Origin of the sequence: Solwaraspora sp. WMMB762, assembly GCF_049179115.1 — a bacterium.
Classification (GTDB): Bacteria; Actinomycetota; Actinomycetes; order Mycobacteriales; family Micromonosporaceae; genus Micromonospora_E.
Window position 1 is genome coordinate 3,714,522 of sequence record NZ_JBMHMD010000001.1, and the last position, 20,721, is coordinate 3,735,242.

Genomic DNA, 20,721 nt, shown 5'->3' on the forward strand with positions numbered 1-20,721 from the left:
TGCACTCCTTCGGTTGGCACCGCGCCAGTGGCGGTGCGCCTTAAGGGGTGGGCCGGCGGGCGTCTCGCCGACCCACCCCGCTTGCGACCCGGCCGGGCGGGTCAGTCAGACCGGCAGCCTGCCGACAGGTCAGACCGGCAGCCTGCCGACAGGTCAGACCGGCAGCTTGCCGGCGCCGGCGGTGAGCCGGGTGTAGATCGGGACGACCACGGCGGGCAGCACCGGCCCGTGCCGCAGCGTCGGGGTCCAGCCCGCGTCGTCGCCCAGGTCCGGGTCGTTCGCCGCGTTGTACGCGTCGAGCAGGCTGGCCGGGCGCAACGGCCGGTGGCCCTGCCCGACCCAGCTGCCCTTCTCGGTCAGCACGGTGCCGCCCCAGTCGTGCAGCAGGTCGGCGGTGTCGATCCCGGAGCTCAGCCGGAACGAGTTGTTCTCCAGGTACGGTGCGCCCTGCACACCCACGCCGACGGCGTACTGGAAGTCGTCGCCAGACAGGTCGTAGTGGTTGTTGTAGACGTCGATCTGGCCGAACCGGATCCGGGGCAGCCGTTGCAGGCTGCCGTCGAAGACGTTGTGGTGCAGGGTGACGTTGAGCCGGCCGACGTCCGGGCCGACGGTGTTCGACGAGCCGATCAGCATGACCTTGTCCCGGCCGTCGAAGCGGTTGTAGGACACGGTCACCAGGCTGGCGGTGTGGGTGATGTCGAGCGCCCCGTCGTGCACCTGCAGTGGCCGGCCGAAGTAGACCGGTTGGGCGCTGTCCGGGTTGTCGCCGTCGGTGAAGGTGTTGTGGTCGACCCACACGTTCTCCGACCGGCGCACCGACATCAGGTCGAACTGGGAGTTCCAGTTGCCGGCGTCGCCGTCGTCGGGCGACCAGGCGGGAAAGCAGTCGTACGCGTCGTCGAAGACGATGTTGCGGACGATGACGTTACGGACGCTGTCCACCATCAGGGTCAGGTTCTCCAGCCGGGCGCCGCGCAGCCCGACGATGGTGGTGTTGGCGCCGACGTTGATCTGGGTGTACCGGGTCTGATTGGTGACCGACCGGCGACGGGCGTCCTCCAGCGGTCCGCTCGGGTCGTTCTCGTATCCCCAGACGGCCGGGTCGTAGGTGACCAGGAACTCGTCGAAGTCGTATTCGGGGTCGGCGAGGTCGGCACAGCTCAACAGGTTGCCGTCCGGCCCTTCGAAGCCGTTGATCGCACCATCGACGTAGATGATCTTCGGGGTGTCGTTGTTCCGGTTGGTGGCGTTGTCGCCGCCGAGGGCGTCGATCAGTTCGGCCCGGCTGTCGACCACGTGGACGTTCTCGTGGCTGGCCGCCGACCCTCCGGTGGTGCCGGCCCCGGCGGCCGCCCAGCCGTCGCCCGGCGGCAGCGCCTGGCGGCCCAGCGACCGGGCCGGCCAGGACAGCCGGTCGGAGTCGGTGTCCCGGCCGGCGGCGGCCGGTGCCGGCAGTACCGCCACGAGCGCGATTCCAGCAACAGCTGCAGTCAATCTCCTCAGTCGCATTACCACACTCCGCACACATTGTTCGGATTCGATCACGTAACACTCAAGCAATCTTCCTGAACCCAAACGATAAATTTCATCACGAAATGTGTCAATGCAAATTGTTTGCAGATTGTTTGCACTGCATTTGGACGAGACCTATTTACTCGGCAACAATTTGCCGAGCGGACGACTGATCTGTCCGACTTCGCGGCACCGGCGAGGACCGTCGATTTGCAGTACGTTTTCCGCCGCCCCGGTCAGCGGCCCACCACCCCCTGCGCCAGCCGGGCCCGGTACGGCCGGACCGCCCACGGCACCTCCTGCTCGGAAAAGAGCGCCAGCTCGGCCGCGCCGCGCCGGACGACCCCGTTCACACCCTCGATCATCAGCACCCGGTCCGCACCAGCCACCCCGGTCGCGACCGTCCGGTCCGGACCGAGCAGACCCGGCTCCGGGGCGGCCTGCACCACCTCCAGCAGGGCGGTGAACGCCTCGGTCCGGGCCAGCGGGGCGATCAGCGGTACGCCGGCCGGGTCCCGCCGGTGCGCCAGCAGGTTCTCCAGCAGGCCGGTCCGCCCCGGCACCGGTCGCATCGCCGGCTCGCCGGGCAGCCGTAGCCGGTCCGTCGGATACTCCAGCACCGCCGTGCCGGCGGTACCGTGCACCAGCACCTCACCGGGAATGAACTCCTCCCCGGCCAGGGTCACCGCGACCACGATCGCCAGCCCCGAGCCCAGGGTGACCCGCATCGACGCGGTGTCGTCCACCTCGATCGGCCGCACCCGGTAGCGTTCCAGCTCGACCAGCACCGGCGGGCTGGGATCCACCGCCGCCGCCACCGCCAGGCACTGCATGATGGCGTGCGCCAACGGGTTGGCCAGCGCCCCGTCCAACGACGGCCGGCCGTCGACGGCACGCCGCCCGGCCCACGGCGACCGTTGGTAGTAGGCGTCGTCACGCTGCCAGGAGGCGACCGTCGAGATTCCGGTGACCGTGCCGAGCCGGCCGCCGGTGGCCGCTGCGGTCAACTCGGCCAGCGCCGCCGACCCGAGCGCCTGGAAGCCCACCTGGCAGACCCGGCCGTGTTCGGCCAGCGCCACGGTCAGCCGCCGGTGCTCGTCGAGCGACAGCACCGGCGGCTTCTCCAGCAGCAGGTCCGCGCCGACGGCCAGCGCGTCCAACGCGATCGGCAGATGGGTGTACGGCGGCGTGCAGATCACCACCACGTCCGGCCGGGTGTCCGCCAGCATCCGCCGGTGGTCGGTGCCGACCTGCACCCCGTCCGGAATTCCGGCGTCGGGTGCCGGCTCGACCGGCCGTACGTCGACCAGGCCGACCAGGCGCAGTTCGCCGGCGGCGTGCAGCGGGGCGATCTGCCGCCGGTGCCACAGTCCGTGCCCGTTGGCACCGATCAGGGCCACCCGGGGCGGGGTGCTCGTCACGTCGGAAACCTCCACCTGTCGACGGCCGCCGTCAGCCAGCCGCGCCGGTCACCGCACCGACCACCCCGTGCCGGTCCAGCGCGGTCAGCCAGGTCGTGATCATCTCGCGGACCTCCGGATCGGCCGCCAGCTCCGGCGGGAACACCTCGGTGAGCCCGAGCAGCGCGGCCACCACCCCTGCCGGGGTGCCATTGGACCCGGCCAGCGCCGCCCGGATCTGCTCGGCGAGCGGGTCGTCCAACGGCAGCTCGGCTCCGTCGTCGGTCCGCCCCTGCGCGAACCGCATCCAGGCGGCGACCACCAGCGCCGACCAGTACGGTCGGTCGCCGGCCGCCCGCCGGTCCGCGATGGTGTGCAGGACCCGCTGCGGCAGCTTCTGCGAGCCGTCCATCGCCACCTGGATGGTGCGGTGTCGGATCGCCGGGTTGGCGAACCGCTCCAGCACCGACTCGCCGTACCCGACGACCGACACCCCGTCCGGCGGGGTGAAGCTGGCCGCGACGTCCTCGGCGATCATCCGGCGCAGCACGGCGGGCAGGCCGGGGATGCCGACCAGCGCCTCGGCGATGGTGTCGTGCCCGGCCAGCGCCCCGAGGTAGGCGATCGTGGAGTGCACGCCGTTGAGCCCGCGCAGCTTGAGCCGCTCCCACGGGCCGGCGTCGCCGGTCAGCACCGCCCCGGCGGTCTGCCAGGCCGGCCGGCCGCCGGGGAAGTCGTCCTCGATCACCCACTGCGTGTACGGCTCCCCGGCGATCGCCGCCAGGTCGGTGACGCCGAGCGCGGCCCGGGCGGTGGCCAGGGTCTGCGCGGTGGCGGCCGGCACGATCCGGTCGACCATGGTGCCGGGGAAGGTGACGTTGGCGTGCACCCAGTCGGCGGTCTCGTCGGGCACCTTCGCGTACGCCAGGGCCTCGGTGACCAGACCGCGTAGCCGGCGTCCGTTCGACGGCAGGTTGTCGCAGCTGACCAGGGCGAGCGGGCCGGCGTCGGCGGCGGCACGGGCGGCCAGCCCGCGTAGCAGCAGGCCCGGCACGGTCGTCGGCGCCCGGTCGGTGGTCAGGTCGGCGGCGACCGCTTCGCCCGGCCGGAGCCGGCCGGTGACCGGGTCCAACTGGTACGCCTTCTCGGTCACGGTCAGCGTGACCACCCGGATCGCCGGGTCGGCCAGCAGGGCCACCACCGCGGCCGGATCGCTGGCGGCGTGCCGGACCCCGGTGAGCGCACCGACGACCCGGGTCCGTGCCGCAGCGGCGGACAGCGTGGTGACGCTGAACAGGCAGTCCTGGTCGGTGAGCCGCCGCACCACGTCGATGTTGCGCGGTGCGACGCCGACGATGCCCCAGTTCCCGCCGGCGGTGGCGACCGCCTGCTCGGTGTAGACCGCCTGGTGGGCCCGGTGGAACGCGCCGAGGCCCAAGTGGACGATGCCGGCGTCGACGTCGCCGGGGCGGATCAGTGGTCGGCTGTCCACCGGCACCCGGTCCAGGGTCGGCAGACTCAGCAACGGCGCGTCGGCGGACGGACCCGTCGTCGCGGTGCCGCCGCTCACCGCCACACCGGCCCGTCCGGGAACGAGAACTCGGCGATCGACGCCGGTTTCATGGTGGCGCTGTAGCCGGGCTGGTCAGGCACCAGGTAGCGGCCGCCCCGGGTGCGGACCGGGTCGACGAAGTGTTCGTGCAGGTGGTCAACGTACTCGACCATCCGGCCGTCCAGCGAGGTACCGACCCGCAGGTAGTCGAAGATCGCCAGGTGCTGCACGTACTCGCAGAGGCCGACGCCGCCGGCGTGCGGGCAGATCGGCACGCCGAACTTGGCGGCCAGCAGGATCACCGACAGCACCTCGTTGACTCCGGCGATGCGGCACGCGTCGATCTGGCACACCCGGATCGCCTCGGCCTGCAGCAGCTGCTTGAAGATGACCCGGTTGGCGGCGACCTCACCGGTGGCGACCCGGCAGCGCCCGTCGGACAGTTCGGTGACGGCGGCGGCGATCCGGGCGTGGCCGAGCACGTCGTCGGCGTGCGTCGGCTCCTCGATCCAGTACGGGTCGACCTCGACCAGCCGGGTCATGTTGGCGATCGCCTCGTTGACGTCCCACACCTGGTTGGCGTCCATCATCAGCAGCGCGTCCGGGCCGATCTCGGCGCGGATGATCCGGGCCCGGCGTACGTCGTCGTCGATCGGGCCGCCGACCTTCATCTTCATCGCCCGCCACCCGTCGGCGTACGCTGCCCGGGTCAACGCCCGCACCTTGTCGTCGGGGTAACCGAGCCAGCCGACCGAAGTGGTGTACGACGGGAACCCGTCGCGCTGCAGCTCGGCGAGCCGCTCGGCCTGACCGGTCAGCCCTTTGTCCAGGATCGCGGCGGCCTCGTCGGGGGTGATCGCGTCGCTGATGTGGTGGAAGTCGACGTTGGCGACGAGCTCGTCGGTCGGCATCTCGGCCAGCAGCCGCCACAGCGGCTTGCCCGCCAGCTTGGCCCGCAGGTCCCAGACGGCGTTGACCAGCGCGCCGGACGCCATGTGGATGACGCCCTTCTCCGGGCCGAGCCAACGCAGCTGCACGTCGGCGGTGAGCGAACGCCAGAAGGCGACCGGTTCGGCGACGATCTCGGCGACGGTGCGGCCGGTGACGTGGTGGGCCAACGCGCGTACCGCCGCGCAGGTGATCTCGTTGCCCCGGCCGTTGGTGAAGGTGAAGCCGGCGCCGAAGACCCCGTCCGGCGCGTCGGTGCGCAGCTCGACGTAGGTGGCCGAGTAGTCGCCCCGGTTGATCGCGTCGGAGCCGTCGCCGGCCGCTGCGGTCGGGAACCGTACGTCGTGCACGTCGACGCCGGTGATGGTGACGCTCATTGCAGCCTCTCCCCGATCTTGAAGACCCGCTTGGGCAGTCGGTACGCCAGGTCGACGATGGTCTCGGTGGCCTCGTCGAGGCCGAGCCGGTGCTCGGCGACGAGCCGGGCCAGGAAACCGGCGTCGATGCGGCGGGCCACGTCGTGGCGGGCCGGGATCGAGCAGAACGCCCGGGTGTCGTCGACGAAGCCGGCGGTGTTGTAGAACCCGGCGGTCTCGGTGACCGCCTCCCGGAACCGGCGCAGCACCTCCGGCGAGTCCAGGAACCACCAGGGCGCGCCCAGGTAGAGGGCGGCGTACCCGCCGGCGAGCGGGGCCAGCTCGCGGGTGAAGGTGTACTCGTCGAGGGTGTAGACGACGATCCGCAGCCGGGGGTCGTTGCCGTACGTGTCGAGCAGCGCGGTCAGCGCGTGCAGGTACTCGGTGGCCTGCGGGATGTCGCCGCCGACGTCGCGGCCGTGGGTGGCGTACAGCCACTTGTTGTGGTTGCGCACCGAGCCGGGGTGCAGCTGCATCACCAGGCCGTCCTCGATGGACATCCGGGCGAACTCGACCAGCATGTGGGCCCGGAACGCCTCGGCGTCCTGCGCCGTCGCCTGCCCGCGCAGCCCCCGGTCGTACAGCTCGGCGGCCTCCCGCTGTTCCAGCCGCAGGGTCAGTGCGGTCGGATGGCCGTGGTCGGAGCTGGTCGCGCCGGCGGCGATGAACGCCTGCCGGCGGGCCCGCAGCGCGTCGAGGTAACCGGCGTACGTGCCGGTGTCGGCACCGGTGATCACCCCGAGAGCGGCGACGTTGTCCACCCAGCCGTCGAACTCGAAGTCGACCACGTTGTCCGGCCGAAACGTGGTGATCACCCGCCCGCCGGGCCCGCCCCAGCCGTCGGCGGCGAGCTTGGCGTGCCGGGCCAGGTCGTCCAGCGGCGACTCGGTGGTGGCCAGCACCTCGATGTTGAACCGCTCGAACAGGGCCCGGGGCCGGTACGCCGGTTCGGCCAGCTTCGCCGCGATCGCGTCGTAGACGTCGTCGGCGGTGTCCGGGCCGAGGGCGGCGTCCACCTCGAACACCTCGGCGAAGGTCTTCTCCAGCCACAGCCGCGACGGGGTGCCCCGGAACAGGTGCCAGTTGGCGGCCAGCTTGCGCCAGATGGCCCGGCCGTCGGTCTCGGTGGCGTAGTCGCCGTCGCCGGCCGGCGGCCGGGGCCGGACCCCGGCACGCACGGGTACGCCGAGATCGCCGGGCGGGATGCCCTGGCTGAGCAGCATCCGGGTCACGTAGTGGTCCGGTACGACGAGCAGCCGCGCCGGGTCCGGGAACGGCTCGTCGTCGGCCAGCAGCGCCGGGTCGACGTGGCCGTGCGGCGAGATGACCGGCAGGTCCCGGGCGTGCGCGTACAGTTCGCGGGCGATCGCCCGCTGGGTGGGTTCGGCCGGAAACAGCTGGTCGGCCCGGTCGGGTTGGGAGGACACGGAAGCAGGCTCCTCGCGGGTACGGGGTCGGGTCGCGGGTCTGGATCGGTACGTCAGTCGACGGTGAGCAGGTCGGCCACCCGGACCGGCTGACCGGTCTCGAAGGACCGGTTCGCGGCCAGCCCGGTGAGCAGCGCGAGCGCACCGTCGCGGGCGGTGGCGGCCCGGCCCATCGGGTCGGTCTCGCCGCCGAACAGCACCGCGGTCATCTTGGCGTCCGCGCCGCCATGCCCGGACCGGGTGTAGCCGGCGACGGGCACCTGCCGGGGCTGCTCCCAGAACGGCCGGACGGTCAGCTTGGCCCAGCCCTCCTCGACCGCGGCCTGGACGCCGTGCAGCGCGGCGCCCTTGAGTTCGCCGGCGGCGTACGGGCTGACGAAGTCGCTCTCCACCACCTCCAGCTCGAGCCGACCCCGACTGCCATTGAACATCACCCGGTAGCCCTCCCACGGGGCGTACGCGGTGAGGTGGTACGTCATCGTGGCCCCGGTGGAGTAGCTGGCCAGCACCGACATGTCGTCCTCGATGGTCACGCCGGGGGCGAAGACGTTCTGGTCGCGGTGGTAGCCGTCCTCGGCCTCGGCCTCCAGGTAGAGCGCCCGCAGCCGGGGGTGGGCGGCCAGTTGCAGGGCGAACGGGTCACCGGCGGCGGCGACCTCGCCGTGTGCCCGGTCGTAGTCGCGGGCGTAGCCGTGCCGGCGGCCGGGCTCGCCGTAGAAGAACAGCCGGCCGGCCGCGTAGACCTGCACCGGGACCGCGTCCAGCCACCAGTTGACCAGGTCGAAGTGGTGGCTGGCCTTGTGCACCATCAGCCCACCGGAGTTGGCCTTGTCGCGGTGCCAGCGGCGGAAGTAGTCGGCGCCGTGGCGCACGTCGAGCAGCCACTCGAAGTGCACCGAGCCGATTTCGCCGATCTCGCCGTCGGCGAGCACCTGGCGGACCCGTTCGTGCAGCGGGTTGTACCGGTAGTTGAAGGCGACCCGTACGGTGCGCCCGGTCCGTGCCACCGCGTCAAGGATCCGCTGGCAGCGCGGCACGTCGACGGTCATCGGCTTCTCGGTGATCACGTCGCAGCCGGCGTCCAGGGCGGCGACGATGTACTCGTCGTGCACCCGGTCGACGGTGGTGACCAGGACGACGTCCGCCCGTTCCTTGCTCAGCATGGTGACGAAGTCGCTGGCCGGGTAGGTGGGCACGGCGTCGCGGCCAAGCTCCTCCAGCCAGGCGTTGTGCGCGTCCATCCGGGCCTGGTTGCTGTCGGCGAAGGCGACGAGTTCGGCGCTGTCCCGGTAGTCGAGGACCAGGGACCGGACGAACATCTCGGCGCGGGCGCCGGTGCCGACGAGCGCGTAACGCAGCCGCCGATGGGGTTCTGGGGACATCCTGCTCCGCCTCCGGGTTGGCTGCAAAGGTTTGCAGCAGAAGTTGCCACGAGACGGACACCTTCGTCAATGCCCCGAAACCATCCTGCCCGTTTTGATGACGAATGCGAGGGTTCGATCACCCGGGATGACCACGGCCGCAACAAATCCGCAATCGAAGACCGTTGACACCTGAGCAACCGTTTGCATTAATTGGCGAACCAACGTGACCCCAGCCACACCGGTCGCCGCCCGTTCCGGACGGCGACCACATCGATGAAGGACGACGCGTGCCAGCCACCATTCGAGACGTCGCACGGGCCTGCGGAGTGCACATCTCCACCGTGTCCCGCACGTTCTCGGCACCGCACCTGGTCAACCCGGAGACCCGCAGCCGGGTGCTGGCCTGCGCGGAACACCTCGGCTACCGCCCCAACCGGGCGGCCCGCGCGCTGATCACCGGCCGGACCCACAACATCGGCCTGATCGTCGCCGACATCGCCAACCCGTTCTTCCCGCCCCTGATCAAGGCGGCGGAGAGCCAGGCCCGGCACCGCGACTACCACATCTTCGTGACCGACACGAACGAGGACCCGGCAGTCGAGGAGGAACTGGTCCACGCCCTCGCCAAGCAGGTCGACGGGGTGCTGCTGTGCAGCCCCCGGATGAGCAACAGCCTGATCGAACAGCTCAGCCGGGACGTACCGCTGGTGGTGATCAACCGGCAGGTGACCGGCCTGCCGAACGTGGTGATCGACGTCGGCCAGGGTGCCCGACTCGCCGTCGAACACCTGATCGGCCTCGGCCACCGGCAGATCGCGCTGCTCGGCGGCCCGCGCGGGTCGTGGACCAACCGGGAGATCCGGCGCACCGCCACCTCGGCGGCCCGCTCGGCGGACGTCACGTTGACCGTGATCGGCCCCAACCCGCCCACCGAGGGCGGCGGCATCGCCGCGGCGGAACAGGTCCGCCGGGCGGAGGTGACCGCCGTGCTCGCCTACAACGACCTGATGGCGATCGGCCTGATCGAAGGGCTCGACGCACACGGGGTCGCGGTGCCCCGGGACATCAGCGTGGTCGGCATCGACGACATCGCGCTGAGCCGGCTCACCCGACCCAAACTGACGACGGTGGCCACACCGAACGCGGCCGCCGGTCGGGCGGCCGTCGACATGCTGCTCCAGCATGGCGACGACCGTCGCACCACCGCCCAGGTAACGCTCCAGACCGAGTTGGTCATCCGCGACTCGACGGGCCCGGGACCGCACAGCCATGCGGACCCGGGCGACGCGGCTGCCGCCGCGCCGGCCGATGTCGCCTCCTAACCCCAAGGAGTGAGCGCAATGCACCCCGCAACATCACCGACGGCGAACACGCCTGCCACGCGTGCTCACCGTACCCCCTTCGGCCGGCGCCGCCTGCTGCGCGGCGTCGCCGCCACCGCCGTCGTGCCGCTGGTCCTCGGCGTCGCCGCCTGCGGCGACGCCGCGTCGAGCGACCCGGACGCGCCGGTCACCATCGAGTTCTTCTGGTGGGGCGGCGAGTCCCGCGCCGAGCTCACCGAGCAGGCCCTCGACCTGTACGAGGAGAAGAACCCGAACGTCACCATCAACCCGACCTGGCAGGCGTTCACCGGCTACTACGACAAGCTGGCGACCATCTCGGCCGGCGGTAACGCCCCGGACATCTTCCAGATCGACGACAACGGCCTGGCCGAGTACGCCGGCCGCAATGTCACCCTGGATCTCACCCCGTTCGTGGAGTCCGGTGACATCGACCTGAGCAACCACCCGGAGAGCCTGACCCAGTACGGGCAGATCGACGGCAAGCAGGTCGCGGTCGCCGCCGGCGAGAACACCCCGGCCCTGGTCTACGACAAGACGAAGATCACCGAGCTCGGCCTGCCGGAGCCGGAGACCGGCTGGACGTACGACGAGTTCATCGCCTGGGGCGCCCAGGTGACCGAGGCGGCCGGCGGCGACTACTGGGGCGCGATGGACCCCAGCTCCGACTACAAGGCCCTCTGGCTGTGGCTGCGCTCGCAGGGCAAGGAGTTCTACGACGGGCCGCAGCTCGCCTTCACCGAGGCCGACCTCACCGAGTGGTTCCAGTTCTGGCTGGACGCCCGGGAGGCCGGAGCCACCCCGCCGGCCGACGTGGTGCACGAGGCGGTCGGCGGCGGCGTCTCCGACCAGCTGGTGGTGACCGGCAAGGGCGCCACCTCGTTCATGTGGTCCAACCAGCTCTCCGAGCTGGGCAAGTCGACCGAGAGCGAACTCGGCATGGTCGCCTACCCCGGTGACCCGAAGGGCCAGTGGGCGCGGGCGTCGCTGTACTGGGCCGGGTCGCGCTCCACCGAGCACCCGGAGGTCGTCGCCGACGTCATCGACTTCCTGGCCAACGACCCGGAGGCGGCGCAGATCCTCGGCGTCGACCGGGGCCTGCCGTCCAACATCGACAACCGGGAGACGGTCCAGGCGGGTCTCGATGACCCGTACATGACCGCCACGGTCGAGTTCGAGAACGCGCTGATCCCGCAGATGGGCCCGGCGCCGGCACCGCCGCCACAGGGTCACGGGCCGCTGCGGTCCACCCTGACCACGGTCGCCGAGAGCGTCACCTACGGCCAGGCCAGCCCGGCCGACGCCGCCGCCGAGTTCTTCCGCCAGGCCGAAGCCACCCTCGAGTAGTCCGGGCCGGACGTTGCGCGGTCGTGGTGCCCACGGCATCCGCCGTGGGCACCACGACCCGTGGTCCGGGCCGTGGGCACCACGACCCGTGATCCGAGAAAGGAGCCAGATCGTGGCCCTGACCACGAAATCCGTCCCGGCCACGAGCACCACCACTGCCCCCCCGTCGAGCACGAGCGGGCGGCGGGGCAGCGCCAAGGGCGGCAGCCGGCGGCACGGCGAAGGGTTGGCCGGGTACGTCTTCCTCTCCCCGTGGCTGCTGGGGCTGATGGCGATCACCGCCTTCCCCATGCTGTTCTCGCTCTACCTCAGCTTCACCAACTACGACATCCTGTCGTCCTGGGAGTTCGTCGAGTGGGTCGGCTTCGAGAACTACTGGGACCTGTTCGTCAACGACCAGACGTTCCGCCACTCGGTGCAGGTCACGCTGATCTTCGCGTTCGTCGCCGTACCGCTGAAGCTGGCCGCCGCCCTCGGCGTCGCGCTGCTACTCAACCGCGAGACCCGCGGGGTGGGGCTGTTCCGCAGCCTGTTCTACCTGCCGTCGCTGCTCGGCGGCAGCGTCGCGCTGGCGTTGATCTGGCGGGCGATGTTCAGCGGCGACGGCGCGTTCAACGACTTCCTCGGGCTGTTCGGCATCACCGGACAACCGTGGGTCAACGACCCGGACTGGGCGTTGGAGACCCTGATGGTGCTGGCCATCTGGCAGTTCGGCGCGCCGATGGTGATCTTCCTGGCCGGGCTCAAGCAGGTGCCGACCGAGCTGTACGAGGCGGCCTCGGTCGACGGCGCCGGCAAGATTCGGCAGTTCTTCAACGTGACCCTGCCGATGCTCTCCCCGGTGATCTTCTTCAACCTCGTGCTGGAGACGATCAACGGGTTCCAGGGCTTCACCGCCGCGTTCGTGATCAGCAACGGCACCGGCGGCCCGGTCGACTCGACCATGCTCTACACGCTGTACCTCTACACCAAGGGCTTCACCGAGTTCCAGATGGGATACGCGTCCGCGCTGGCCTGGGTCTTCCTGATCGCGATCGGCCTGATCACGGTGCTGTTCTTCAGCACCGGTCGGTTCTGGGTGCACTACTCGGACGGAGACAACGACTGATGGCTACCGAAGCTGCTCAGATGTCGACAGCGGACGGCGGCAGCGCCGCGCGCCGCCGGGCCGCCGGCGGCACCGCCCGGGGCGTCGCCCGGGTGGCGGTACTGGTCGCCATCCTGGTCGTGGTCCTCTACCCGCTGATCTGGGTGCTGGGCTCGTCGCTGAAGTCACCGACCGAGGTGGCCAGCAACCTGTCGGTGATCCCGCAGGACCCGACCTGGGCGAACTACCCGGACGGCTGGAACTACCTGAGCAACATCTCGTTCGGCCGGTTCTTCTGGAACAGCACGGTGATCTCGATGGCGACCGTGGTCGCCAACGCCGTCTCCTGCCTGCTGGCCGCGTACGCGTTCGCCCGGCTGCGGTTCCGGGCCCGCAGGTTCTGGTTCGCGATCATGATCGGTACGCTGCTGCTGCCCAGCCACGTGCTGATCGTGCCGCAGTACATCATGTTCAACTCGTTCGGCTGGATCGACACCCCGCTGCCGTTGATCGTGCCGAAGCTGCTGGCCACCGAGGCGTTCTTCGTCTTCCTGATGGTGCAGTTCATGCGGGGCATCCCCCGTGAGCTGGACGACGCGGCCAAGATCGACGGGTGTTCGCCGTTCGGTGTCTTCCGGTACGTGATCGTGCCGCTGGCCCGCCCGGCACTGGTCACCACCGCGATCTTCTCGTTCATCTGGACCTGGAACGACTTCCTGACCCAGCTGATCTACCTGCCGAGCGTGGAGAGCTACACGGTGCCGATCGGGCTGCGGCTGTTCATCGACTCCACCGGGCAGACCTCGCTCGGCCCGATGTTCGCCATGTCGGTGCTTTCGCTGCTGCCGGTCTTCCTCTTCTTCCTGGCGTTCCAGAAGATGTTGGTACAGGGCATCAACACCAGCGGCCTCAAGGGGTGACGTCAATGGCTCCCGCAGACTGGCCGGACAGTCCGGCACCGGCCCGCGCCGACTGGCGCGACACGCTGCGGGCCGCCACCGACCTGGCGCTGCTCGGCATCGTCACCGCGCTCGCGTCGGCGGCCGTACTGACCGCCGGCGCGGCGCTGGCCACCGCCAGCGCCGCGATCCACCGGTGGACGGTCGACGGCCACTGGCCGGGTCTGCGGGACATGGCCGGCCACTTCTGGCGTGTGCTGGCACCCGGGGCCGTCGCCACCCTGGTCGCCGTGGTCGGCACGCTGCTGCTCGGCGGCAACGCGGTGCTGATCTCGGCCGGGGTGGTGCCCGGCGGCACGGTCATGCTGGTCGGCACCGGGCTGCTGGCCGCGCTGGTGGCCGGCTTCGCCGGCCTCGTCGTGGTCGAGGTCGGCCGAGCCGGCGGCGGCTGGCGAGCGGCGGTACGCCGCACCTGGCGTCTGGTCGAGCAACGGCCACTGGCGATCCTGGCCGCCGCCGGGGTGGTCGGACTCGCCGCCGTACTGACCGTACTGGTCATGCCGATCCTCGCGCCGATCCTGCTCGGCTACACCCTGTTCGCCCTGCACACCGTGCTACGCCGGTTCAACCGGCGACGAACCGGTGCGTGACGAAACCGTCGGCGGTCGGGCAGAAGATCACCGCGCGGTCCCACGAGCAGGCCACGGTACGCACACCCTGCAGCACGCCGAGTTCGAGCAGATCGGCCGGGACGGCGGCCGGTACGCCGGCCACGCTGGCGTCCTCCGGGTAGCTGCCCGGGTTGTCGAAAAACCACAGCAGGTTGGCCCGGTCGATCCGGACCGCCACCCCGTCGCGGCTCAGCAGCTCCTCGCCGTCGGGGTCGAGCAGCAGTGACAGGTAGCCACCCGACGTACGGCGTAGCAGAATCTGCTCACCCACCGGCACGACCGCCTCGAAGTCGGCGGCCGGCACCCGCCACTGCTCGCCGCCCTCGGCCAGGTCGATCAGCACCAGCTCGTTGGTGTCGGAGCCGAAGCCGGTCGACTCCAGCAGACAGATCCGGGTGCCGCCGCACGGGGTCAGGCTCTGCAGCCGCCGCTGGTCGTCGGCCGGAGTGTAAAGATTGACCGACTCGCCGGTCGTCGACAGGTCGTACGACGCCAGCCGGTACCCGCTGCTGTCCGACGGCGCGATCACCAGCCGGCCCGCGTAAACCAGCGCCGGGTCGGTCGGCGCGGCCACGTTGGACCGTTCGCCGAGCAGTTCACCGCTACCCGCGTCGAACACCCGGGCGTGCCGGGTCGAGGTGAGCTGCACGATCCGCCGATCGTCGGCCAGGTCGGGCTCGGTGGGGACACCGTCGAAGCCGGCCGGGCCGGTCAGGTCGGCGGCGCTCACCGCCGGATACACCGCGGTGTCGGTGGCGTCGTACTGGTCGGCCGGGTTGCCGTGCGCCCAGCGTTCGGTGCCGTCCCGCAGGTCCAGCCCGACCAGCCGGGCACCTTCCACGTCGGACCAGACGAGGACGTCGTCGAAGACGAACAACTGGTCCTTGCCGAGGATCTCGAAATCCCACAGCTGCCGGCCGTCGGTCGGGTCGAGCACCGCGACCGGCCGGGTGGCGCTGCTGTAGGCGTCGGCGACGGCGATCACCGCGTCCGGGGTGGCCCGCAGGCCGAACCACCGGTCGGCGCGCACGGTCGTCGCCCCGTCCCACCGCTCGTCGCCGGTCGCCGGGTCGACGGCGACGACGCCGAGCCGGCCGTCGTCGCGGACGTAGCCGCCGTACGCCTGGCCGTCGACCAGTTGGGTGAAGTCGGCGTCCGCGTCCTCGGGCACCGTGATCGCCTTGCCGACCTGGTTGAACGCCCGGAACTCGATCGGCCGGGCCGGATCCCTCAGCAGGTAGACGACGCTGGCGACGGTCACCGCGACCACGGCCAGGGCGGCGCCGCCGACCAGCCACGGCAGCCGCCGACGCCGACGTCGACGCCGACGCGCCGGGCCGGGCGTCGGCGTCGACGTCGGCTGGACCGGGGGCGGCGGACCCTGGGCCGGCGGGACCGATGCCGGCGCGGCCGGCACCGGCGGGACCGGGGACGGTGCGGGTGAGACCGGGGATGGTGCGGGTGCAACCGGCGGTACGGGTGACGCGGCCGGACCGCATGCCGGCGCGGGCAGGTCGGCCAACGCGCCTTCGGCGACCGGCAGCTCCGGCTGCTCCAGCACGGTCGGTGCCACGCCCAGCTCGCTGTGCAGCAGCCGGGCCACCAGCGGCACCCGCGACGAGCCGCCCACCAGGAACAGTCCGGCGAGCTGGTCGACACCGAGCCCGCAGGCCGCGATCACCCGGGCCGTCTCCCGCACACCACGACGGATCAGCGGGCCGGCCACCTGCTCCAACTCGTCGCGGGTCAGGTGCACCGCCCGGTCCACGCCGGGCACGGCGACCGGTGCCGACGACGCCCGGGACAGCATTTCCTTCGCCCCGCGTACGTCGTCCCAGAACTGTCGACGGTTGCGCCACTGCGCCGGGGTGGCCGGAGCGGCCAGCTGCTGCCGTACCTGCGGGTCGAGCACTCCGCTGAGCTGCTCGACCAGTGCCGCGTCCAGGTCGAGACCGCCGAGCTCGGTGAGCCCACCGGAGCCGACCACCGCGAACCGGGCCCGCCCGTGCGGGTCGACGCCGTCGTTGCGTACCACGGCGATGTCGAGGGTGCCGCCGCCGAAGTCGAACACGGCGATGGCCTGCCCGACCGGCACCGGCCGGCGCAGCACGTCGGCGAAGTAGCGGGCCGCCGCGACCGGCTCCGGCACCAGCCGGGTCCCGGGCCCGGCAGCGGGGGATCCGACCGGCAGGCGGCCTGCGGTGGGTGGCCCGCCGGAGGTCACCGGCGGCCAACCGGCGCGGGCCACCGCGTGCGCCAGGACCTCCCGGCGGCGGGCACCCCAGCCGGCCGGGTAGGTCAGCGCCGCCGGCGGCAGGAAGCCGACCGCCTCCACCGCCGACCGGGCCACCGCAGCGAGCACGGCTGCCAGCAGGTCCGCGGTGGGCACCTCCCGGTCGCCGAGCAGCACCGTCGGCTCGTCGACCCGGCGTTTCGGGTTCGGCTCGAACCGGGCCGGGTCGGCCTGGGCGAGCCGCTGCGCGTCCCGGCCGACGTGCAGCCGGTCGCCGAGGAACACCCCGGACGGCAGGACCGGTACGCCGTCGAAGAGCAGCGGCCGGCTCCGCCCGTCCGGCCAGCGCAGCACCGCGACCGTGTTGGAGGTGCCCAGGTCGACACCGAGGGCGAAGCCCTCGTCCTGCCCTGTCATCAGCTGTTCCTCCGCCGCACCCCGAACCGACCGACACCGACCCCGGGCATGCTACGGGTGACTGACCCGCTGATCAGCGATCGGCCGGTCAGCCGACCAGGCGGCGGCGGGCGACCTCGGCGAGGGTGACCGCGGCGGCCACGCTGGCGTTGAGCGACTCGACGTCGGAGTGCATCGGGATGCGTACCCGCAGGTCGCAGGTCTCGCCGACGAGCCGGGACAGCCCGCGACCCTCGGAACCGACCACCACGACCAGCGGACCAACGGCGGCCTCCAGGTCGTACAGGTCGGTCTCACCGTCGGCGTCCAGGCCGACCACGGTGAACCCCTCGGCCTGGCACTTCTTCACCGCTCGGGTCATGTTGACCACCTGGCTGACCGGGGTCCGGGCGGCGGCACCGGCGCTGGTCCGCCACGCGGTGGCGGTCATCCCGGCGGCCCGCCGCTCCGGCACGAACACGCCGTGTGCACCGAACGCGGCCGCCGAGCGCACCACCGCGCCGAGGTTGCGCGGGTCGGTCACCCCGTCCAGGGCGACCAGCAGCGGCTCCGGCTGCTCGGCGGCGGCGGCCAGCAGGTCCTCGAACGGCTCGTACGCGTACGCCGGCACCTGCAGCCCGACGCCCTGGTGCAGCACGCCGCCGGTCATCCGGTCCAGCTCGGCCCGGCTGATCTCCAGGATCGCGATGCCCCGGTCACCGGCGGTCCGGACCAGCTCGGTGACCCGGTCGTCGACGTCGATGCCCTGGGCGACGTAGAGCGCGGTCGCCGGCACGTTGGCCCGCAGCGCCTCGACCACCGGGTTGCGGCCGACCAGCAGCTCCGGGGCGTCCTTCGGCGGGTGCGCCTTGCGGCCCGGGGAGACCCGCGGCCCGGACCGGGCACCGCCCCGGGCCAACCGGCCGGTGGCCGGACCGCCCCGGCTGCGGCCACCGCCGCCCCAGGTGGTGTCCTTCGTCCCGGGTACGCCGATCTTCGGCGCGCGCCCCTCGGCGGCCGCCGCCCGACGTTCCTTCTCCTGCTTCCAGGCGGTCTTGTTCGGCAGCTTCTCGGTGCCGGAGTAGCCCTTGTGCCACGGCCGTTCGTCGGCCGGCAGGGTGCGGCCCTTGCCGGCCAGGCCGGACCGGTTCTTGCCGCCGGTGCCGCCGGCGGCACCCTTCTTGGGGGTGACCCGCCGGCCACGTCGTTGCGAGTTGCCGGGCATCAGGTCTGCTCTCCAATGGTCCAACGGGGGCCGTGCGGGGTGTCCTCGACCGTGACGCCGGCCTGCTTGAGCTGGTCACGCACCGCGTCGGCGGCGGCCCAGTCGCGCCGGGCACGGGCCTGCGCCCGCTGGTCGAGGGCGAGGGCGATCAGTGCGTCGACCGCGCCGCGCAGCTCGTCGCGCGGGGCGACGTCGCCCCACGCCGGGTCGAGCGGGTCGAGGCCGAGCACGCCGAGCATCGCGCGGACCCGGCCCAGGCTGGCCCGCAGCGCCCGGTCGGCGTCGGCGTCGGCGTCGCTCGCGGCGGCACTCACCCCGGCCCCGGTCAGCAGGTTGTTGCCCTCGCGGACCTCGTCGTGCAGCACGGCGAAAGCGGCCGACGTGTTCAGGTCGTCGTCCATCGCCGCCGCGAACGCCGCCGGCACCTGGGTGGCCGCGTCCGGCGTCGGGCTCGCGCCGACCTGCTCCGCCGCCCGCCGGACGAAACCCTCGATCCGCCGGTACGCGGTGGCGCTCTCCCGTAGGGCGTCGTCTGAGTAGTCGATGCGGGACCGGTAGTGCGCCGCGGTCAGGTAGTAGCGCAGCTCGGCGGGGCGCACCCCGAGCCGGGCGATGTGGTCGAGGTCGATGACGTTGCCCAGCGACTTGCTCATCTTCGCCGCGCCCAGGTTGAGTAGCCCGTGGTGTACCCAGTAGCGGGCGAACGGCAGCCCGGCCGCCTTGGACTGGGCGACCTCGTTCTCGTGGTGCGGGAAGGTCAGATCCAGCCCGCCGCCGTGGATGTCGAACTCGGGGCCGAGGTAGCGCCAGCACATCGCCGAGCACTCGATGTGCCAGCCGGGCCGGCCCGGACCCCACGGCGAGCGCCAGGCCGCGTCGGCGGGCTCGTCCGGCTTGACGCCCTTCCACAGTGCGAAGTCACGCGGGTCGCGTTTGGCCCGCTCGGCGCCGTCGCCGGCCGGCTGCATCGCGTCCAGGCGCTGGCCGGACAGCGCGCCGTAGTCGGCGTACGAGGCGACGTCAAAGTAGACGTCGCCGCTGCCGTCGGCGGCCGGGTAGGCGTGGCCGCGCTCGATCAGCCGCTCGATCAGCTGGTGCATCTCCGGGATGTGCCCGGTGGCGCGCGGCTCGTACGTCGGCGGCAGCACGTTCAGGCTGCGGTACGTGGCGGCGAGCACCAACTCGTTGGCGTACGCGATCGACCAGAACGGCTGACCGGCGGCGGCCGCCTTGTCCAGCACCTTGTCGTCGACGTCGGTGATGTTGCGGATGAAGGTGACCCGCAGCCCCAGGTGGGTCAGCCAGCGGCGGAGCACGTCATAGTTGACGCCGGAGCGAAGGTGACCGATGTGCGGGGCGGACTGGACGGTGACGCCACACAGGTAGACGCTCACCTCGCCGGGCTGGCGGGGCACGAAGTCCCGCACGGACCGGGTCGCGGTGTCGTACAAGCGGAGCGTCACGCTACGAGGGTACCGACTGGCACCCGTCCGTACTCTGTCGGTGTGCACGCGCGAGGGGCGGAGACTGCGCAGACCCTGGACCGGGGGCTGCGTTTGCTGGGCCTGGTAGCCGAGGCGACCGGCGGGATCACCGTCACCGAGGCCGCCGGGGCGCTCGGTATCGGTCGGGCCGCCGTCTACCGGCTGGCCACCACCCTGGCCGCGCACGGCATGCTGCGCCGCGACACCGCCGGCCGGTTGCGGCTCGGTGCCGGGCTGCTGCAGCTGGCCCGGCGGGCACAGCCGCTGCTGGCCGATGCCGCGCTGCCGGCGCTGCGCCGGCTCGCCGAGTCCTCCGGCGCCACCGCCCACCTGACCGTCGCCGATGGCGCGGAGGCGGTGGCGCTGACCGTCGTCGAGCCGAGCTGGACGGCGTTCCACGTGGCGTACCGGGCCGGGTCGCGGCATCCGGTCGGTCGCGGCGCCGCCGGCCGGGCGATCCTGGCCGGCCGCGACGGTACGCCCGGACCGGTCACCAGCAGCGGCGAGCTGCAGCCCGGCGCGTACGGGATCGCCGCCCCGGTGCTCGGCGTGCCCGGCCTGGAGGCCAGCGTCGGGGTGGTGGCGATGGGCACCCTGGACGTGTCGGCGATAAGTGCGCAGGTGCAGGCGACCGCCGAGGCGGTGTCCCGGCTGCTCGCCGGCGAGCTGTGACAGCTTTGCTGTGAAGCAGCGCAGTCGGGTTCAGAACAGTCGGGTTCAGAACAGTCGGGTTCAGAACAGGTCAGCGAGGGCCTCGGGCAGCTGCGCCAGGCTGGTGATCTGCGCGTCCGGGCACACCTCGGCCGGGCACGACTCGCCGCGCCGGTTCAGCCAGACGGCCCGCAGCCCGGCCGTCTGCGGGCCGACCACATCGTGCGGGATCGAGTCGCCGACGTAGACCACCCGGTCGGCGGCGGAGACCCCGGCGGCGGTCAGTACGGCGTCGTAGAACCGCTGGTCCGGCTTTTTCGGCAGGCCGTCGACGTGCGCGTACACCTCGAAGGCGAACTGGCCGCGCAGCCCGCACCGGTCGGCGCGGCTGTTGCCGTTGGTGGCCAGGCCGACGGCGTACCGGCGGCGCAGCCGGTCCAGGGCGGGCAGCGTGTCGGCGTACGGCCGGCTGAGCGCGAACCGTCGCTCGAAGAAGATCCCGGTGATCCGGTCCAGCTGCTCGGGCATGCCGACCCGGTCCAGCGAGCGGGCCAGCGCGCTCCGGCGGATCTGCATCACCGGTGCGGACGGGTCGGCGGCGAACGCGGCGGCCCAGTCGTCGGCCATGTCGCCGAGGGTCAGCTCGGCGGCACGCGGGGTCAGACGGCGCAGCTCGGTGAGGACGGTCTGCAACGCGCCGGTGACCGCAGGCCGCAGGTCGACGAGGGTTTCGTCGGCGTCGAACACCACGGTGGTAATCACCCCA

Annotated in this window: 16 protein-coding genes; 6 read left to right on the forward strand and 10 right to left on the reverse strand. The window is 72.0% G+C overall.

Annotation, left to right across the window (positions count from 1 at the left end):
- Positions 1-153: 153 nt before the first annotated feature.
- From ACN27J_RS16510 to ACN27J_RS16535, 6 genes are all read right to left on the reverse strand, one after another.
- Complete coding sequence (locus ACN27J_RS16510; RefSeq protein WP_421372288.1) at positions 154-1,506, reverse strand: pectate lyase family protein; 1,353 nt, start codon at positions 1,504-1,506, stop codon at positions 154-156.
- Between the two features lie 245 nt (positions 1,507-1,751).
- Entirely contained in the window at positions 1,752-2,936 is a 1,185-nt protein-coding gene (locus tag ACN27J_RS16515) for a Gfo/Idh/MocA family protein (protein WP_421367211.1), read from the reverse strand.
- Positions 2,937-2,967: 31 nt separating this feature from the next.
- The gene (locus ACN27J_RS16520; RefSeq protein ID WP_421367212.1) at positions 2,968-4,485 is read right to left on the reverse strand and encodes a mannitol dehydrogenase family protein; all 1,518 of its coding nucleotides are present in this window, start codon (positions 4,483-4,485) and stop codon (positions 2,968-2,970) included.
- Entirely contained in the window at positions 4,482-5,792 is a 1,311-nt protein-coding gene (locus tag ACN27J_RS16525) for an enolase C-terminal domain-like protein (protein ID WP_421367213.1), read from the reverse strand. The genes ACN27J_RS16520 and ACN27J_RS16525 overlap by 4 nt, the downstream gene beginning before the upstream one ends.
- Positions 5,789-7,258: a glucuronate isomerase gene (gene uxaC / locus ACN27J_RS16530; RefSeq protein WP_421367214.1), complete on the reverse strand. Its 1,470-nt coding sequence runs from the start codon at positions 7,256-7,258 to the stop codon at positions 5,789-5,791. The genes ACN27J_RS16525 and uxaC overlap by 4 nt, the downstream gene beginning before the upstream one ends.
- Before the next feature lie 53 nt (positions 7,259-7,311).
- Positions 7,312-8,640, reverse strand: a complete 1,329-nt coding sequence (locus ACN27J_RS16535) for a Gfo/Idh/MocA family protein (protein WP_421367215.1) — start codon at positions 8,638-8,640, stop codon at positions 7,312-7,314.
- 269 nt (positions 8,641-8,909) lie between these two features.
- On the opposite strand from ACN27J_RS16535, the gene ACN27J_RS16540 reads away from it, so the two are divergent.
- The 5 genes from ACN27J_RS16540 to ACN27J_RS16560 all read left to right on the forward strand — a co-directional run bounded on the left by ACN27J_RS16540 (position 8,910) and on the right by ACN27J_RS16560 (position 13,945).
- Complete coding sequence (locus tag ACN27J_RS16540; protein WP_421367217.1) at positions 8,910-9,944, forward strand: LacI family DNA-binding transcriptional regulator; 1,035 nt, start codon at positions 8,910-8,912, stop codon at positions 9,942-9,944.
- Positions 9,945-9,962: 18 nt separating this feature from the next.
- Positions 9,963-11,309 carry an ABC transporter substrate-binding protein gene (locus ACN27J_RS16545; protein WP_421367218.1) on the forward strand — a complete coding sequence of 449 codons (1,347 nt, stop codon included), beginning with the start codon at positions 9,963-9,965 and terminating at the stop codon, positions 11,307-11,309.
- Between the two features lie 118 nt (positions 11,310-11,427).
- Positions 11,428-12,417 carry a carbohydrate ABC transporter permease gene (locus ACN27J_RS16550; protein WP_421372290.1) on the forward strand — a complete coding sequence of 330 codons (990 nt, stop codon included), beginning with the start codon at positions 11,428-11,430 and terminating at the stop codon, positions 12,415-12,417.
- 20 nt (positions 12,418-12,437) lie between these two features.
- On the forward strand, positions 12,438-13,316 hold the full coding sequence (locus ACN27J_RS16555; RefSeq protein WP_421367219.1) for a carbohydrate ABC transporter permease: 879 nt from the start codon (positions 12,438-12,440) through the stop codon (positions 13,314-13,316).
- 5 nt (positions 13,317-13,321) lie between these two features.
- Positions 13,322-13,945, forward strand: coding sequence for a hypothetical protein (locus ACN27J_RS16560; protein WP_421367220.1), 624 nt, complete (start codon positions 13,322-13,324; stop codon positions 13,943-13,945).
- Here the strand turns inward: ACN27J_RS16560 and ACN27J_RS16565 are convergent.
- The 3 genes from ACN27J_RS16565 to cysS all read right to left on the reverse strand — a co-directional run bounded on the left by ACN27J_RS16565 (position 13,920) and on the right by cysS (position 19,283).
- The gene (locus ACN27J_RS16565; protein WP_421367222.1) at positions 13,920-16,616 is read right to left on the reverse strand and encodes an Hsp70 family protein; all 2,697 of its coding nucleotides are present in this window, start codon (positions 16,614-16,616) and stop codon (positions 13,920-13,922) included. The genes ACN27J_RS16560 and ACN27J_RS16565 overlap by 26 nt on opposite strands.
- Before the next feature lie 88 nt (positions 16,617-16,704).
- Positions 16,705-17,820 carry a 23S rRNA (guanosine(2251)-2'-O)-methyltransferase RlmB gene (rlmB, locus tag ACN27J_RS16570; protein ID WP_421367223.1) on the reverse strand — a complete coding sequence of 372 codons (1,116 nt, stop codon included), beginning with the start codon at positions 17,818-17,820 and terminating at the stop codon, positions 16,705-16,707.
- A complete protein-coding gene (gene cysS, locus ACN27J_RS16575) occupies positions 17,820-19,283 on the reverse strand; it encodes a cysteine--tRNA ligase (protein WP_421367224.1) in 1,464 nt (487 codons plus the stop codon). The genes rlmB and cysS overlap by 1 nt, the downstream gene beginning before the upstream one ends.
- A gap of 42 nt (positions 19,284-19,325) precedes the next feature.
- On the opposite strand from cysS, the gene ACN27J_RS16580 reads away from it, so the two are divergent.
- Positions 19,326-19,976 (forward strand): helix-turn-helix domain-containing protein, encoded by a 651-nt coding sequence (locus ACN27J_RS16580; protein ID WP_421367225.1) that lies wholly within the window; start codon positions 19,326-19,328, stop codon positions 19,974-19,976.
- Between the two features lie 60 nt (positions 19,977-20,036).
- On the opposite strand, the gene ACN27J_RS16585 is transcribed toward ACN27J_RS16580, so the two are convergent.
- Positions 20,037-20,717, reverse strand: coding sequence for an HAD family hydrolase (locus tag ACN27J_RS16585; protein ID WP_421367226.1), 681 nt, complete (start codon positions 20,715-20,717; stop codon positions 20,037-20,039).
- Positions 20,718-20,721 lie beyond the last annotated feature (4 nt).

Coding starts and splice junctions, on each gene's coding strand:
- ACN27J_RS16525 (WP_421367213.1), bottom strand. CDS start 5,792: ATGAGCGTCACCATCACCGGCGTCGACGTGCACGACGTACGGTTCCCG.
- ACN27J_RS16535 (WP_421367215.1), bottom strand. CDS start 8,640: ATGTCCCCAGAACCCCATCGGCGGCTGCGTTACGCGCTCGTCGGCACC.
- ACN27J_RS16545 (WP_421367218.1), top strand. CDS start 9,963: ATGCACCCCGCAACATCACCGACGGCGAACACGCCTGCCACGCGTGCT.
- ACN27J_RS16555 (WP_421367219.1), top strand. CDS start 12,438: ATGTCGACAGCGGACGGCGGCAGCGCCGCGCGCCGCCGGGCCGCCGGC.
- ACN27J_RS16560 (WP_421367220.1), top strand. CDS start 13,322: ATGGCTCCCGCAGACTGGCCGGACAGTCCGGCACCGGCCCGCGCCGAC.
- ACN27J_RS16565 (WP_421367222.1), bottom strand. CDS start 16,616: ATGACAGGGCAGGACGAGGGCTTCGCCCTCGGTGTCGACCTGGGCACC.
- rlmB (WP_421367223.1), bottom strand. CDS start 17,820: ATGCCCGGCAACTCGCAACGACGTGGCCGGCGGGTCACCCCCAAGAAG.